This is a genomic window from Actinoplanes sp. NPDC051513, from assembly GCF_044454685.1.
In the GTDB taxonomy this organism is placed as follows: domain Bacteria; phylum Actinomycetota; class Actinomycetes; order Mycobacteriales; family Micromonosporaceae; genus Actinoplanes.
In genome coordinates, this window is record NZ_JBITDW010000035.1 from 1 (window position 1) to 15,890 (window position 15,890).

General features: G+C 69.9%; 15 protein-coding genes. 7 read left to right on the forward strand and 8 right to left on the reverse strand.

Annotated features, from left to right (window positions below; all coding sequences use genetic code 11):
* Positions 1-557 precede the first annotated feature (557 nt).
* From ACIA5D_RS47585 to ACIA5D_RS47595, 3 genes are read left to right on the forward strand one after another with little or no spacing between them, the layout of a single operon-like run.
* Positions 558-2,318, forward strand: a complete 1,761-nt coding sequence (locus ACIA5D_RS47585; protein WP_396037418.1) for an AAA family ATPase — start codon at positions 558-560, stop codon at positions 2,316-2,318.
* Between the two features lie 9 nt (positions 2,319-2,327).
* Positions 2,328-3,440 carry a response regulator transcription factor gene (locus tag ACIA5D_RS47590; RefSeq protein ID WP_396037328.1) on the forward strand — a complete coding sequence of 371 codons (1,113 nt, stop codon included), beginning with the start codon at positions 2,328-2,330 and terminating at the stop codon, positions 3,438-3,440.
* Positions 3,431-4,450, forward strand: a complete 1,020-nt coding sequence (locus tag ACIA5D_RS47595; RefSeq protein WP_396037329.1) for an MBL fold metallo-hydrolase — start codon at positions 3,431-3,433, stop codon at positions 4,448-4,450. Before ACIA5D_RS47590 ends, ACIA5D_RS47595 begins: the two co-directional genes overlap by 10 nt.
* Positions 4,451-4,464: 14 nt before the next feature.
* On the opposite strand, the gene ACIA5D_RS47600 is transcribed toward ACIA5D_RS47595, so the two are convergent.
* From ACIA5D_RS47600 to ACIA5D_RS47615, 4 genes are all read right to left on the reverse strand, one after another.
* A complete protein-coding gene (locus ACIA5D_RS47600; RefSeq protein ID WP_396037330.1) occupies positions 4,465-4,899 on the reverse strand; it encodes a DUF3291 domain-containing protein in 435 nt (144 codons plus the stop codon).
* Positions 4,900-4,972: 73 nt separating this feature from the next.
* Complete coding sequence (locus ACIA5D_RS47605) at positions 4,973-5,551, reverse strand: dienelactone hydrolase family protein (protein WP_396037331.1); 579 nt, start codon at positions 5,549-5,551, stop codon at positions 4,973-4,975.
* 179 nt (positions 5,552-5,730) lie between these two features.
* Positions 5,731-6,045 (reverse strand): hypothetical protein, encoded by a 315-nt coding sequence (locus ACIA5D_RS47610; RefSeq protein ID WP_396037332.1) that lies wholly within the window; start codon positions 6,043-6,045, stop codon positions 5,731-5,733.
* Positions 6,046-6,318: 273 nt separating this feature from the next.
* A complete protein-coding gene (locus tag ACIA5D_RS47615; RefSeq protein WP_396037333.1) occupies positions 6,319-7,623 on the reverse strand; it encodes a serine hydrolase domain-containing protein in 1,305 nt (434 codons plus the stop codon).
* 492 nt (positions 7,624-8,115) lie between these two features.
* On the opposite strand from ACIA5D_RS47615, the gene ACIA5D_RS47620 reads away from it, so the two are divergent.
* Complete coding sequence (locus ACIA5D_RS47620) at positions 8,116-8,640, forward strand: hypothetical protein (RefSeq protein ID WP_396037334.1); 525 nt, start codon at positions 8,116-8,118, stop codon at positions 8,638-8,640.
* Positions 8,641-8,709: 69 nt separating this feature from the next.
* Here the strand turns inward: ACIA5D_RS47620 and ACIA5D_RS47625 are convergent, their stop codons facing one another.
* The 4 genes from ACIA5D_RS47625 to ACIA5D_RS47640 form a co-directional block, all read right to left on the reverse strand.
* A complete protein-coding gene (locus ACIA5D_RS47625) occupies positions 8,710-9,384 on the reverse strand; it encodes an integrase core domain-containing protein (RefSeq protein ID WP_396037335.1) in 675 nt (224 codons plus the stop codon).
* Positions 9,385-9,449: 65 nt separating this feature from the next.
* Positions 9,450-9,929, reverse strand: coding sequence for a hypothetical protein (locus ACIA5D_RS47630; protein WP_396037336.1), 480 nt, complete (start codon positions 9,927-9,929; stop codon positions 9,450-9,452).
* 138 nt (positions 9,930-10,067) lie between these two features.
* Positions 10,068-11,747, reverse strand: coding sequence for an FAD-binding protein (locus ACIA5D_RS47635; protein WP_396037337.1), 1,680 nt, complete (start codon positions 11,745-11,747; stop codon positions 10,068-10,070).
* Complete coding sequence (locus tag ACIA5D_RS47640) at positions 11,744-12,814, reverse strand: SDR family oxidoreductase (RefSeq protein ID WP_396037338.1); 1,071 nt, start codon at positions 12,812-12,814, stop codon at positions 11,744-11,746. Before ACIA5D_RS47640 ends, ACIA5D_RS47635 begins: the two co-directional genes overlap by 4 nt.
* A 150-nt stretch (positions 12,815-12,964) precedes the next feature.
* Between ACIA5D_RS47640 and ACIA5D_RS47645 the strand changes: the two genes are divergently transcribed.
* From ACIA5D_RS47645 to ACIA5D_RS47655, 3 genes are all read left to right on the forward strand, one after another.
* Positions 12,965-13,660, forward strand: coding sequence for a helix-turn-helix domain-containing protein (locus ACIA5D_RS47645; protein WP_396037339.1), 696 nt, complete (start codon positions 12,965-12,967; stop codon positions 13,658-13,660).
* Between the two features lie 98 nt (positions 13,661-13,758).
* Complete coding sequence (locus ACIA5D_RS47650; protein ID WP_396037340.1) at positions 13,759-14,739, forward strand: zinc-binding dehydrogenase; 981 nt, start codon at positions 13,759-13,761, stop codon at positions 14,737-14,739.
* Between the two features lie 14 nt (positions 14,740-14,753).
* Positions 14,754-15,797, forward strand: a complete 1,044-nt coding sequence (locus ACIA5D_RS47655) for a zinc-binding dehydrogenase (protein ID WP_396037341.1) — start codon at positions 14,754-14,756, stop codon at positions 15,795-15,797.
* The last annotated feature ends 93 nt before the right edge of the window (positions 15,798-15,890 follow it).

Below are 15,890 nucleotides of genomic sequence, written 5' to 3' on the forward strand. Positions count from 1 at the left end.
ACGGGTACACCGTCGTGGTGGCCAGCCCGGATGGCGAAGCATACGAGTCGGCGACATAGCACTCCAAGGGCCGCGCCATACGTCGAACCGGCGCGAGTCAAGGAACCGCAGACACGCGGCGCCTGATGTCCGGAGCCTGTCCAGCACGGCGTCCCCCTGCGCGCATTGTCGGCGGCAGAACAATGCAGTCGATCTTGGCGCTTTCGATGAAGCTGTATTGGCGATGTGCCTTCGAGCTCGAGCCTATGGTCGTGGGTCGTCACCCCGGAACGACTCGATGATGGTGCGTAGATTGCGCAGATCCGCTTCGAACTTCGCGGTCCAGTCCATTGGTTTGTCAAGATGGTCGGCTATGCGGTAGTCCGCGTGGACTACTCGGTAGGGTCGAGTTGGGCGCGCCGGGCCTGCGGCTTGAGTGTGCCGGCGCTGAACCGGCCGTTGACCTCTGACGCGGCGAAGCCGAGCCCAGAACGTCGAGATCATCCGTTCCACACGGTCGACCTCCGGTTCCGGCACGCCGGCGTCCAGGATTGATCAAAGTAGGTAGATTGCTGAGCATGCTGTGTGGCCGGGAAGCGGAATTGGCCGAGGTCGATCGGTTGCTCGAGGCCGCGCGCCAGGGTCATAGCGCGGTGCTGGTGGTCCGGGGCGAGGCCGGGATCGGCAAGTCCGCGGTGCTCGGGTACGCGGCGGCGGCTGCCGGCGAGGCTCGGGTGCTGCGCGCGGTGGGGGTGGAGTCGGAACTAGAGCTGCCGTTCGCGGCGCTGCACCTGCTGTTACGCCCTGGGCTGGAGCGCATCGAGGCGCTGCCTGCCCCGCAGGCTGCGGCCATCCGGGCGGCCTTCGGGTTGACCGACGCCGGCGGAGGTGACCGGTTCCTCGTCGGGCTGGCCGTGCTCGGCCTGCTCACCGAGCTGGCCGTGGACGGGCCGGTCCTCTGCCTCGTCGACGATGCCCAGTGGCTGGATCATGCCTCGGCGGAGGTGTTGGTGTTCGCCGGCCGACGACTGGACGCCGAAGGAGTGGTGATGATGTTCGCCGCCCGCGACGACGGCCGCCAGTTCGTCGCGCCCGGGCTGCCCGAGCTGCGACTACCCGGGCTGGACGAGGCGGATGCGGTGGCCGTGCTGGCGCCGTACGACCTGAGCCCGGCGGTCCGGGACCGGATCGTCGCGGAGGCCGGCGGTAACCCGCTAGCCCTCGTCGAGCTGCCCGCGAACCTCACGCCGGCGCAGCGAGCCGGCCATCCGGGCCGGCTCGTACCGCACATCGGCGCGCCCACCCCGCCCGGTCGGGTACAGGCCGAGTTCGAGCGGCAGATCGCCACGTTGCCCGAGCCCACACAGGCACTGCTGCTGGCCGGCGCGGCGGAGGACACCGGCGACCTGGCGGTTGTCCTGCGCGCGGGAAAGCTCCTCGGCGCCGAGTTGGCCGACCTGGACCCGGCCGAGCAGGCTGGGCTGATCCGCGCCGAGGCGGGCAGCCTCAGATTCCGGCACCCGCTGGTGCGGACCGCCGTCTACCGGTCCGCCACCGCGGTCCGCCGCCTTGCGGCCCATCAGGCGCTCGCCGCCGTGCTCGACGGCCTGGCGGCCCGCGATCGGCGGGCTTGGCACCTGGCCGCGGGGGCGAGCGAGCCCGACGAGGCCATCGCTGCCGAGCTGGAGGACAGCGCCGAACGGGCGTACCGGCGCGCCGGGTACGCCGCGGTGGCGGCGTCCTACGAGCGGTCCGCCCAGCTGACACCGGACGAGGACCGGCGTGCCCGCCGCATGGCCGCGGCCGCGTGGGCCGCCCTGGAGGCGGGCGAACTGCGGTGGGCGGAATCCATCGCCGCGCGGGCCGTCCCCGGGGCCGGCGATCCGGCGACGGTAGCTGATCTGGCGCGGGTGCACGCCGCCGTCAGATTCGAGCAGGGCACGCCGTACGCCGCCGCCCGCCTTCTCTTCGCCGGTGCCGCCGCCCTCGCCGACGGACCGTATCCACCCGCCGCGGTCCCGATGCTCGTCGAGGCGGCGCTGGCGTCGTGGTTCATCGGCGCCCCCGGCCTGGCCGAGAGCGCGGTCGCCAACCTGCCCGCCGGCCTCGTGCCCGCGGGGTCCCCGTTCGCACCGTTCATCTGTGGGCTACGCGGCCTCGCCCGGTTCCACGCGGGCCGGCTCGGCGAGGCGCAGCCGCTGCTCCGGGAGGCGGTCGACGGTCTGCGCCGGGCCGAGCCCGACATGCCGGCGATGTTGATGGCCGCCGCGATGGGCCTCGCGGCAGCCGAGTACCAAGCGGCCGAGGAACTGGCCGGTGCCGTCGTCACGCGCTGCTGACAGTACGGAATGATCGGCCGGCTGCCGTTGGCGCTCCAGATCCTCGGGGTGGCGCAGATGCTGGGCCGCGGCCGGCACGGCGAGGCCGCGGAGCGACTCGAGGAGGCCCTGCGGCTCGCCGGCGACACCGGGCAGCACCGCGTCGCAAGCCAGATCAGGTGCAGCCTGGCCCAGCTCGCCGCGTTCGCCGGTGACGAGGGCCGGTGCCGGGCGCTGGCGGAGAACGGCATCCGCTCCGCCACCGCCCACGACAACCTGGGGGTGGCCGCGGTCGGCAGCTGGGCCATCGGCCTGCTCGACCTCGGGCGAGGGCAATACCAGGACGCGCTGGCCCGGCTGGAGACGGCCGCGGCGCCGGTCGCCGCGGTCGCCGTGCTGTGTGCCGCCGACCAGGTCGAGGCCGCCGTACGTGCGGGGCGGCCCGAGCGGGCCGGCAAGGCTCTGGCCCGCCTCGAGGAGTGGGCCGCGTGCACCCGCCTGCCCAGCATCCGCGTGGCCGCGCTGCGCTCCCGCGCTCTGATCAGCTCGGACGCCGAGGCGGGCGGGCTCTTCGCGGCCGCCGCCGACCTGGCCGCGACGGCGGACCAGCCGTTCGTGCGGGCTCGCACGGAGCTGCTCTATGGTGAGTGGCTGCGCCGGGGCCGCCGCCGTAGCGACGCCCGCATCCACCTGCGGGCGGCCGCCGAACTGTTCGACCGCGTCGGCGCGGCGCCGTGGGCCGAACGGTCACGGGCCGAGCTTCGCGCCGCCGGTGAGCTCATCGTCCTCGCCGAGTCCGGCCATGAACTGCTCGGCCGCCTGACCCCGCAGGAGCGCCAAGTCGTACGCCGGGCTGCCGCCGGCGCCACCAACCGGACGATCGCGGCCGAGCTGTTCCTCAGCCACCGTACTGTCGCCTACCACTTGTACAAGGCCTTTCCCAAGCTCGGCATCACCTCCCGGGCCGAGCTCACCAGGCTCGCGGTGGACTGGTCTGCCGAACAGCCGAACTGGTCAGGTGACGGATTCGGGACCTCCGGATCCGTCGTACCGTCGACGACGTCATGCGCCGCAACGGTGGGAGCCCGTAGAAGCAGCACCCACTGCCCTGATTGCGCAGCGGAGGAAACCCGATGCCCCTAGACCACATTCCGGACCGGGAGATCGTCGAACGCCCGGACGCCTACCAGGGTCCCAACCTCAGCCCAGTCGGCCTGAAGCTGGTTCCCCGCGAACTTGGCCCCGGGGTGCATGCCCTGCTCGCCAACATCCCGCCCAAGGACAACAACGGAGTCATCGCCGGCCGGGACGCCGCCGTCGTCATCGACGCCGGTGTCACCCCCGGCATCTCCGCCCAGATCCAGGCACTGACCGCGGAGCTCACCGACCGACCGCTGCGCTACGTGGTCAACACCACCTACCACGGCGACCACACCTTCGGGAACGCGGCCTTCCCCGCCGACGTGGTGATCGTGTCCTCCCGGATCAACAAGGACAACATGTCCGACCTGGGCTACGAGAAGAACGTCCGTTCCGGAAACATGTACGGCGACGAGAAGCTCCTCGACGCCGTCGACCACTGGCGCAAACCGGATCTGGTCTTCGACGGCTCCGCCGAGATCGATCTCGGCGGCCGCACCGTCCAACTGTTCCACTTCGGCCCGGGGAACGGGCCCGGCGACACGATCGCCTACCTTCCCGACACCCGGGTCGCCTGGACCGGCAACTACCTGTGCCACGCGGGAGTGGCACACATGCTCCTGCAGGGCGGCCCGGAACCGTACATCGCCTCTTTGCGGCGGATGCGCGAGCGACTCCCCGAGCTGAAGATGATCGTTCCCGGCCACGGACCCATGGGCGACGGCCCAGCCGCCATCGCCACGCTCATCGGTTACCTCGAACGCCTCGGCGCGGAAGTCGCCGACTCCTACGCCGCAGGACGCAGCATCGAGGAGACCATGACCGCCTGCACCAACCCTTGGGCCGACCACCTCGACCCCACCCTGGCCGCCGCGATGGCCGCCTACCCCGTACCCGCCGATCGGGCCGTCCAAGGCATGCTCGACCTGTGCCGCAACCTGCACCGGCTCAACGTTCTCGCCACCTACCGCCTCCACCAGGCCGGAGCCGGACGCCCCGCACCGGGGTCGTAGCGCCGGCGCATCGGTCAGGTCACCGGTTCGCCCGTGTCCGCACCGGATTCAGCGGCGCCTCCTGGGTCGGCGGTAAGGCGTGCCTTGGCGTCGGCCCACTCAACGGGGAGGCCGGTGGCCGGGACCGTCCAGAACCGGAAGCGCGCGTCGCGCATCTTGGGCCGGTACTTGCCCATGACCGGGGCGTGCGGGCTGTGCCGTACGAAGTCCTCCAGCGACGCCCGGTCGCTCCAGGCCGACAAGGTCCAGAACGTGGCCTTGGCGGGCTCGGCGATCAGCGAAACGCCGAGCGCCCCCGGCGAGCGCCGGACCTGGCGACGGACCGCCAGCGCCGCCCGCAGAAACCCGGGAACCCACCAGCGGGATCGCAGCAGAAATCTCGACGCCATCACGGTGGCGTCGCCGCCGGGCTCCTGCCCGGAGATCTCGACCCACTTCAAGGTAGCCATTCCGCCTCGTTCTCCTCAGCTACATCGTGGTGATTCTGGGGGTGAGCTGTGTGATGCGGCCACGGTCGTCGGTTCAGAGCCGTCCCAGGAAGTCAAGCGTCCGCTTGAGCAGGAGCTCGGCCGCGTCGCGGTCGTACTCGGCTCGGTCGGGGTCGGCGAACAGGTGCCCGGAGCCGGGATAGGTGTGGACCTCGAAGTCCGCGTCCGCGGCGCGCACGGCATCCGCGAGCGCGTCGACCTGGGCGTGGTCGACCAGCGGGTCATGGGCGGCGTAGTGGACCTGGACCGGCACCCGCTGCGGCCAGTGCTGGATGCCGAAGGACCGTGGGTCCAACGCGTTGCTCATCAGCAGCGCGCCACGCGCGCCGGGGCGGGTCGCGGTAAGGAACTCGGCGGCTCCGCAACCCATGGAGAAGCCAGCGTAGACAATGTCGGCGGGCAGGTCGTCGACGGCCTGCTGGGCGCGGTGGATCAATTCCGGGACACCCAGGGCGCCGAGCTTGGCCATGCCCTCGTCCAGGTCGTCGAAGGTCTCGCCGTCGAAGGAGTCAATGGCGTGAACGCCGTGGCCAGCCGCGCGGAGGCGAGCCGCGAACTCCAGCACGCCCGGGCGCAGGCCAAGGGCGGAATGGAACAGCGCGATGGTGATCACGATGCCTCCTCTGCTGCGGTGAGCCGGGGGGTCAATCGTCCGAGCCCGGGCGCGATACCGCATCTGTCAGACGACCAGTTTCGGACGGCGGCTACCGGCCCGCCCGGAGTAAGCCCGGCGACCGCAGCCGCGCGGAGTCCATCATGGACTGCCAGGGACACCGCCGCAGGCTGGTCGGCTCACGGTTCGTAGAAGGTGGCGAGGTCGCGCACGCCTTGGGCGATAGCGTAGATGAGCGAATTTTCGGTGTCTTTGCGCCAGATCATGCCCCAGCGCAGGCGGGGAGCGTCGTAGATCGGCACGCAGCAGATATCGGCCGGGCGAAATAACGCTCGGACTGGACGCCGCTGCAACTCCGCCACCTGCAAACCGAGCGCATGCATCATGGCCCGCAGCTCAGTGATCTCGGCTTCCCGGGCCGTCAGCACCTCCCGCAACCCGGCGTCGGTACGGCGAAGCTGCTCCACCAGCTCCACAGTGGGCAGGTCGGACACAACACACGATCATCACCATCGACACCAAAGATCAAGCACCCAACCCGCGCACACCGCCGCGGGGCCCGACTCAAACCCGCGGGTCACACCCCACCCTGAATGGACACCTGGATCTCCTACTATCCGTCGCCATTACAGCGTCTCTACACGCACTCACATCGGCAGATCAATGCGCTCTGCGCCGAGGCAAATAGCGGCATTAGTAGCGGCGGGTGACATCCCGGCCGCCCGCCGACTGGTCCGTGGCGGACGGCGGGCTGAACGGTCGTAGATCTATTGCGGCCCGGCGGCTGCTGCCGCCAACCGCTGGAACTCGTCTGAGGCTCCGTTGAACAGGAAGTCGACGGTTTGGGTCAGTGCGATCCCGGTCAGGTCACGCTGGGGGTCGTTGAACCAGACGGTGCCGTATCCACCCTCCCAGCCGTAGCGGCCGGGCCGCGAGATTTCGTCCGGCGTGATGCTGACGGCCATGCCGTATCCCCAGCCGCGTCCGGTGAGCGGGAACGGGCCCGCGTCGGCGAGCTGTTGCGGGGTGAGGTGGTTGGTGGTCAGCCGCCGGATGGACTCGGCCGACAGCAGGCGCCGGCCGCGGTGAACGCCCCGGTTGAGCAGGAACTGGCTGAACGCCAGGTAGTCGTCGATGGTCGAGGCCAGCCCGGCGGCACCGGATGGGAAGGCGGGCGGCCGACTCCACTCGTCGGGCATCGAGCCAGGCTGCAGTTCCAGCTGCCCGGTTTGCGGGTTGGTCATGTACAGGCCGGGCAGCCGCCGGGCCTCGGCCGGCGGTAGGGAGAACCCGGTGTGGTGCATGCCCAGCGGCCGGAAGACTCGTTTGCGGAGGAAGTCTTCGAGCGGTACGCCCGCAGCCCGGGCGATCAGCACACCGAGCACCAGGGCGCTGGTGTTGTACTGCCATCGCTGGCCGGGCTGCCACATCAGGGGCAGGGTGCCGAACCTTCGGATCCACTCGTCCGGTCCGAGTGGCGTGCGCGGGTCCGGCTGGTCCATCACCAGTCGCAAGTCGGCGGCCGCGGTGATGATCGGGTACGGCGGTTGGAAGCTGGGTTCGAAGATCATGCCGTGACCCATCCGGAACGTCAGCAGATCTTCCACGGTGATCGGGCGCGCCGCCGGAACCGTCTGGTCGAGCGGCCCGTCGATCCGGGTGAGCACCCGCCGGTCGGCCAGCTCGGGAAGCAGCCGGTCGACCGGCTCGTGTAGCGCAAGACGGCCGTCCTCGACCAGCATCATCGTGGCCGCCGCGATGATCGGCTTGGTCAGCGAGGCGATCCGGAACGGCGTACCGCGCCGCATCCGCTCATCGCCGCCCAGCGACAGCGTGCCGATGGTGTCGACGTGCAGCCGCCCGCGGTGCGCGACGAGGTAGACGACGCCTACGAGCTCGCGCCGCGCGACCCGAGCCGCCATCGCGTCGTGCAGCCGGGCGAGCCCGGCCCGCCATGACCCGCCGGGGGTGTTGGCCGACGCCCGCGCCACCGGACCGTCCGGTACGACACCGGCCGCCAGCGCCGATGCACCGATCGCTGCGGCACCGCTCAACAGTGTTCGCCTATGCATGTTGGATCCCTCCACGATTCGGATACCAGTGGTGACCGTGGCGACGCCGTGAACTCATCGGTGGCCGTGCCTGCGGTTTCGAAACGGGTGGGTCCGTGCGAAGGCGCTGGTATGCCGACACGGCGACGGATCCCCGATCGTCCTGCGGCGCGCGATCGGGTAGACGAACACCGCCGAGCTAGCGCCGCTGCAGACCTGGAAGTAGCAGCGAGCGGCGTTGATCGGCGACGGCTAGGTGTATTACTCAGCACCGTTGTTAACGCGGGGTGACGGGTGGTTGGCCTCCGAGCGCGCTCTCTCGGCGGCATTATGCGGCTGAACTTCGTTCACCTGCGCCCTGGCGGGCCGCGTAACGCCTGATATGCAGAGTGATCGAGGCGCTGCGCGCCCCGATTTTGGAGCCTCACGATCACCTGCATATCAAACAGACGTGTGCAGCCGATCAGCTGCTTTCGTTGCTACGATGCGCCGGTGGTTGATCGACTACTCAGCATGGTCGCCGACACGCCGTGGCTGAACGCGGCACTGAGCGACTTCGACTTCGAGATCGAGCGGTGCGCGAACGGCCCGACCGAGCCGGTCCACCTTGCTGACGGCCGGACACTGACGATGTTCGCCGGTGACGCGAGTGGCGGGGCGTTCCTGTTCGCCGGTGAGGGCGGTGAGGAGCGTCCCGTTGTGTATGCCGGCTCCGAGGGTACCGGCGGCCTGATTGCGATGGGGGTGCATGAGGCCGTCGCGATGGTCGTCCATCTGCCGAGTCTGCACGACGCGCTGGTGGCGCCGCTCGATGACGGCTCGCGGCTGCGGGAGCGCCTCGACCGGGCCGAGCGGGAGATCAGCGAGTACCGGCCCGACGTCGCCGAGATACGGGCCAGGGTGGCAGCTGCGCTCGATCTGCCGGCCGCTGCCGGACTGCTGCAACGGCTCCACGCCGCAGCCGTCGACGACCGGTACGTGGTCGTCAGCGACCAAGGCAACCGGTATGAACCGCTCGCGGTGTGGCTACGCACATAGGCGTCAGCGTGCGAACCCAGCAGGGCAGCTCCTCGACGCTGTACCTGCCGAAAATGGCATCCGGGCAGGTCAGGCAGCCTGCGTGTACTCGTGCTGGATGCCGCTGAGGCGGTCATGCCGGTGGATGTTCAAATGCGCGATCCGGTCCGGATCGGTGATCGGTTCGGGTAGCAGGGTGAGTGGCCGGGCGTTGGCGATGCCCTGGTGCGGTCTGTGGGTGGTGTAGAAGACCTCGTACTCGCGTAGCGCGTGCGGCAGATGTCGCTGGTTGAAGATCAGCGTGCGGTCGAGCAGTTCGCGGCGGCATGTCCGTACCCAGCGTTCCGTCACTGTATTCATCCGGGGAACGCGGACACCGCTGAGTGCGACTGTGATGCCGGCGTCGGCGAGGACCGTGTCGAACAGAGCCGGGTACTTGCCGTCCCGGTCGCGGATCAGGTATTTCGCCCGGCAACCCGCGTCCTGCAGGTCCATCACCAGGTTACGGGCGGTCTGAGTCGCCCACGCCGCGGTGGGATGCGTGGTCGCGCCGAGGATCCGGACGCGGCGGCTGGCATGTTCGACGACCGCGAGGATGTACACGCGGGTGCCGGTCAGCGTGATCGTCTCGAGGAAATCCGCCGCCAGCAGCGCCTCGGCCTGCGAACGCAGGAACTGCAGCCACGTCGAGGCCGCACGGTCCGGGGCGGGGTCGATGCCGGCCGCGCGCAGGATCTCCCAGACTGTCGACGCCGCGACCTTCACCCCGAGAGGAGGGGCCTTGTGCGATCGCGTCTGGCGTCCGTGGGTTCTTCAGCAGAACAGTTGATCTAGGTTGTCGGCCATGTCGACGGTGCGTGGCCAGCCGGCGCGGACGAACTGGTCGAGCACGGCCCGCACGGCGGTGGCGCATTCTGGTCGCCGAGCACGAGTTCGCGATGGTCGGCGACGCCTCGGTTGATCATGTCGAGGGCGGCGTCGAGGCCGAGTGACTCGATGATGTAGTCCGGGTCGCTGTGATGGCCTGTTGTGTCAGCAGCAGCGCGTTCTTGCAGGCGACGCAGCTGAGGTGCTCGGCGGTCTGCATGATGTGGTGGGGTGACCACGATCGACAGCGTGGGCGCCGCACGATGGTGCACAGAGGCGAAATCGGTGAGGACTGGCAGCACCAACGTCTCGAAGACAATTGGGTTCCCGAGCGGCTTGGGCTGGCCGGCGGTGAACGCGCCACTTGCGTGGTTGAGGTTCGTTGCCCAGTGAATCGGCGACAATCGGGGCGTTTTGCGCTGTGTCTGGGTCCGTCCACGCATTGCGCACGTGTGCGGCGGCCAACGCGTACAGCTCGAAGGAGCACGGCGTCGGAATGGTTGTGCGCCCTAACCGGAGTGAAGAATTCCTGGGTGAATTGGGCCTGGGTGGTTTCGCCCGTCCAGGGAGAGGGTGCTATATCACCCCTGACGGGCTGCCCTGCTTGCGGCGAGGTAGCCGAATGTCAGGCCGGCGCCGATCTGGCAGCCGGCGCCGGGGTACTCGGCAGCCATGATCGAGTTGGCGTCGTTGCCGCAGGCGTACAGGCCGGGGATGGGGTGGCCGTTGGCGTTGAGTACGCGGGCGTCGGGAGCGGTGCGCAGGCCGAGCGCGGTGGCGAGCGGCGTCGGCACTACGGCGATCGCGTAGAACGGGGCGGTCTCGATCGGGCCGAGGTTCGGGTTGGGCTGGCGCTTCGGGTCGCCGTACTGGCGGCCGTACGGGCTGGTGCCCTTGCCGAACTCGTCGTCGACGCCGGTGTGGGCGGCCCGGTTGGCGGCCACCAAGGTCTGCTCGAGACCGTCCGGGTCGACGCCGATGGCGGTGGCCAGTTCCCGGACGGTGTGGCCCCGCTGGAGGTACCCGTCGCGCAGATGAGGGCCGAGCGGCGCGTGCGGGCGGACCAGACCGAGTCCGTAGCGCCGGAGGGTGCGGGCGTCGAGGACGAGCCAGGCCGGGATGGTCGGGACGGTCTCGTGGGATTGGTACATCGCGCGTGTGAAGCGGTGGTAGGACACCGATTCGTCGACGAAGCGCCGGCCGGCGGCGTTGACTGCCACGATGCCGGGCTTGGCCCGGTCCCAGATGTGCGGGAAGACGGCGGTCGAGCCGTCCGGGCGGCGTCCGATCGAGCTGGGGAACCACAGGGCGTTGTCGTCGCGCGGCTCCGCCAGGACGCCGCCGACCGCGCGGGCCAGCGCTATGGAGTCGCCGGTGCTTCCCTCGGCGGCCCTGGTGAACTGCGGGGTCGGGCGGGGCAGGTAGGCGGTGCGCAGCTCGGGGCTTGCGGCGAATCCGCCCGTCGCGAGGATCACGCCGTGGCGCGCCCGGACCCGGACGGTGCGGCCCCGGTGTGACACGACGGCGCCTACTACCCGTCCGCTCTCGGCAGTGAGTTCGGCGGTGGCCGCGGTGAACCAGACATCGCCGCGCCGGTCGAGCAGCCGCTGGTAGAGGTGGGCGACCAGCGCGTTGCCCATCACCAGCCGAGTGCCCCGCCGGTAGCGCGCTCGGTCGCGGGCCCACCGCGTGCCCAGGCGCAGCGCCACGGCCATGCCGCGCGGCGAGCCGCCGAAGACCGTCAGAAGGTCGTTCACTTCGGCCCGGCGCACCATGAGGGTGCCGTCGAACAGCGCGAATTCTGGGACCGGCGGCCGGATCCGGCTGAATCGCTCCCGGCCGAGCCGGCGGCCGTCGTACGGCTCGGGCTCCAGCGCGCGTCCCACGCCGGAGCCGGGGATCTCGGGGTGGTAATCGACGACTGTGGCGGAGTGCAGAAAACGCACGCCGATCCGGCCCAGCCGGTCCAGCATCCGCGGCCCGGCGGCCAGGTAGGCCTCGCGCAGATCCCGGGGCGCTTTGTCGCCGACCAGAGCGTCCAGGTAACGGCTCGCCGCGGCGACGTCGCCGGCCGGGTCGGCCATCATGGCGTGCCCTGGGATCCAGCACGTCCCGGCCGAGTACGCGGTGGTGCCACCCAGCCATTCGGTCTTTTCCAACACGAGCACCGACAGTCCCTCGTCGGCCGCGACCACCGCCGCGCCCAGGCCCGCCGCGCCGGTGCCGAGCACGAGCAGGTCGATCTGGTGGTCGTGGCTCACGAGAGCTGGGGGATGACGTGCTGTGTGCGTAGTGTCTCGAAGAGGTCAAGGAACGACCGGGTCGAGTCCTGGAATTCGAGGAAGCCGAGAGCGCGGCTCTTCGACATGTCGGCGAACGCCTCGACCGGCCGGCCGAGGTCGGCGTCGGTGTGCCACCAGGAGGCGAGGTCGGTGGCCCGGTACGGCGCGAGGCTGTACTTGTCGGTCAGCGTCGCCCAGGTCTCGTCGGCGTGGGCGAGCCGGGCGTCGAGCGGGTCGGCGTGCCCGGCGTACGGTGCCGCCTCGACGCCGAGTGCCTCGGCCAGCCTCGGCCACATCTGCCGCCAGCGGAAGACATCGCCGTTGGTGGTGTTGAACGCCTGGTTGGCTGCGGCCGGTTCGGTGGCCGACCAGACCGCGTGCCGGCCGAGCAGGCGCGCGTCGGTGATGTCGGTGACGCCGTTCCACTGCTGGGGACTGCCGGGGAACACGAATTTCTCGTCGCGGGCACGGCAGATGCTGCCGTACACCGCGAGTGTGACTCCCATGTTCATGGCGTTGCCGAGCGCGTAGCCGATCATCGTGTGCGGGCGGTGTACCGACCAGGTGAACCCTTGCTCGGCCGCCGCCCGGAACAGAACATCCTCTTGCTCGTAGTAGAAGTTCTGGTATGGCAGGCGGTCCTGGGTCTCGCGGAACGGTGTATCGGCCGGTGCCTCCGCGTACGCCTCGAACGGTCCTAGGTAATGCTTGAGCCCGGTGATGAGCACGGCATGCCGCAGCGACGCGGTGCGCGAGAGGGCTCGCAGCGTGGTGTCCAGCATCGCGCCGTTGACCGCGCAGTTCTCGGCCTCGGTGGGCTGACGCGACCAGGTGCTGAAGAACAGGTGGGTGATGCCGCGGCCGGCCGTTGCCGCCTCCACGGCGGGCTCGTCGAGGACGTCGGCGTACACGTGCTCGACGCCCGGAATCTCGTACCGTGGCGCTCGGGACAACCCGACGACTCGCCATCCGGCGGCGGTCAGTGCTTCCGCGATGTTGTATCCGGCGATCCCGGTGACGCCCACGACCAATGCGGTGCGGTCCATGGTGCTCGATGATGACCTGACACTGGACGCGCCGTCAACTGTTGCTTTACGGTTCAGCAGGGCAGGCGTTCGCTGTAGCCGCACAAGTGAGCTCCCCACGCGGAGCGCGGACGGCGTCCCATAGTGAGGGGACGCAATCGAGGGGATCACGTGACCGAGCTCAGTTCGTCCGCCACCAAGCCGCTGGGCAATCTGGGCAACCGGCTGAAGCGGGTGCGGGAACGATCCGGCCGGTCGTTGCGCGAGGTCGCCCGCGAGCTCGGGGTTTCCCCCTCGTTCCTCTCACAGATGGAGCGAGGCAAGTCGCAGCCGTCGGTGGCCACGCTCTACTCCCTGACACAACTGCTCAACGTCTCGATAGACGAGCTGTTCGCCGAGGAGGACGCGCGCGACGCCGCGGGAACGCCGCCCGAGCCGGCCCCGCCGCAGACCGCGGCGACGTCGCCCGTCAGCCGGTCCGACCTGGGCGATCTAGCCCATGCGTGGCCTCAGGACGGCCGGCAGCCGATGTTGTCGGTGACCCGGCCGGGTGAGCGGCACGTCCTCGAGATGGACAGCGGTGTGATCTGGGAGCGGCTGGTCGACAACACCGGCACCGGGCTGGACTTCATCGAGATCATCTATCCGCCGCACTCCAGTTCGACCAACGACCAGCGGATGCTGCGGCACTCCGGGTTCGAGTTCGGTTGGCTGATCGAGGGCGAGCTCGAGGTGACAGTGGGATTCGAGGTTCTCACGCTGCGGGCCGGCGAGGCGATCGGCTTCGACTCCGCGGTGCCGCATCTGCTGGCCAATCGCACCGATGCGCCGGTACGCGGCATCTGGTGCGTCCGGCACGGCTACTGAGCCTCGTTTCGACCCGATTTCCACGAAGTAACGGTTGACACGCTCTCGGTCGCCCGTTCAGTATCTGTGAACACCTGGCACCGAGCGCTGGAGCAACCATGAAGGCTCTTCAGTTCGTCGGAGACAATCGGGCGACCATCAACGAGCTGACCATTCCGGACATCGCGGACGACGAACTGCTGCTGGCCAGCCGCCGAGTCGGCATCTGCCACAGCGACATCGAACTTCTCGCGGGGCGTTACATCATCCCCTTCAGTTACCCGGTCACCCCCGGCCACGAGTGGTCGGCCGAGGTGATCCGCGCGGGCCGGGCGGTCAAGAGCCTCGGCGTGGGCGACCGCGTGGTGGGGGAGTGCGTGATCGGCGCGGACCACTTCGGCTTCAGCATAAGTGGCGCCGCCGCCGAGTTCTTCGTCGCCAAGGAGAGCTGGCTGCACCAACTGCCGGACAACCTCTCCTGGACGCAGGGCGCCCTGGTCGAACCGTTCAGCTGCGGTTACTACGCCACCTTGCGGGCTGGTGACCTCGACGCGAGTGACACCGTGCTGGTGCTCGGGGCCGGACCGATCGGCCTGGGCATCGTGGCCGCGGCGGCGGGCAAGGGCGGCCGGGTCCTCGTCGCCGAGCCCAGCCGGGCGCGGGCCGAGGTGGCGCTGACGCTCGGCGCCGACGCGGCGCTCGACCCGACCGGACCGGCCTTCCTCGAGGAGTTGGCCGCGGTGACCGGCGGCGCCGGCGCGTCCGTCGTCTTCGAGGCCAGCGGTCGTCCCGAGGCCATGGCCGTCGCGTTGGAGGCGGCCGCGTTCCGTGCACGTCTGGTGTACGTCGGTATCGACGTCGGCTCGTCCGTCCCGGCCAAGCTCGGGCTCTTCCAGTCCAAGGAGCTGCAGGCCCGCGGGATCATCGGCTCACCCGGGGTGTGGCCGCGCACGCTGCGGTTCCTGGCGCGCAGCCGCGTCGATCTGACGCCGCTGGTCACATCGACGTACCCGCTGGCGAAGGCCGACGATGCGGTGGCCGCCGTGCTGAGCGACAAGTCTCAGATCAAGGTCCATCTGACGTCCTCCGCGACGTTGTAAGGGCGGAGGTTCCCATGCACGCGGCAGTTCTGTACGCACCCGGGGACATGCGGATCGAGGAGTACCCGGAGCCGGTCGCCGGACCGGGCATGGTGGTGCTCTCGGTCGCCTACAACGGGTTGTGCGGCACCGATGTCACCGAGTACACCAAGGGCCCGATGATGGTGCCGCTGACCACGCGGCATCCCGGCAGCGGTCACGTCGGTCCCACCATCCTCGGCCACGAGTTCGTCGGCGAGGTGGTGGACGCCGGACGGGGCGCCGAACAATGGCGTGGCCGGCGGGCGGCCAGTGGCGCCGGCGTCTCCTGCGGTACTTGCCGCCGCTGCCGGCAGGGGCGAACCAATCTGTGCGAGCACTACTACACACTCGGGCTGAGCACGCACGGCGCGCTCGCGGAGTACGTCGCCGTGCCGGCCACCACCCTGCGGGAGATCCCGGACGGATGCGCCGATCGCGATGCCGCGCTGGCTCAGCCGCTCGCGGTCGGGCTGCACGCGGTCGACCGGTCCGGTGTCCAGCCGGGCGACACGGTGCTGTTGCTCGGCGCCGGCGCGATCGGCTCCTTCATCCTGGCCGGTCTGGCCGGGCACGACGGCCGGGTGGTCGCGGTCGACGTGGATGAGGGCCGGCTGGCCGCCGCCCAGCGGCTGGGCGCGACCGAAACCTTGCTGGTCACTCCGGACGAGCCGGAGGTTCCGGTACACGACCTGGTGCCCGGCGGCGCCGACGTGGTCATCGAGAGCTCCGGTGTGCCCGGCGCCGCCCAGCGCGCCGCTCATCTGGTCGCCATGGGTGGCACCGTCCTGCTGGTCGGCCTGGTCAAGGCGCCGCAGAGCCTCGCCCTCGCCGATCTCGTCCTGCGCGAGGTGACCGTCCGCACGACGGTCGCGCACGTCTGCGACACCGATCTGCCGCGGGCGCTGGAGCTGTTGCGCGACCGTCCACTCGCGAGCGAGTTGGTCGGCCGGGTGGTGCCGCTGGACCGGGTGGTGACCGACGCGTTCGAGCCGCTGGCCGCCGGCACGCTGCCAGGCAAAGCGCTCATCGTTAAGTAAGAGAGAACGCTCAACCGGTAGGCGGGACGCTGCTGCGCAAATGAGCCACACAGTGGACCAATAGTTTGATGGTGTCAACCTATTGTGAACGCT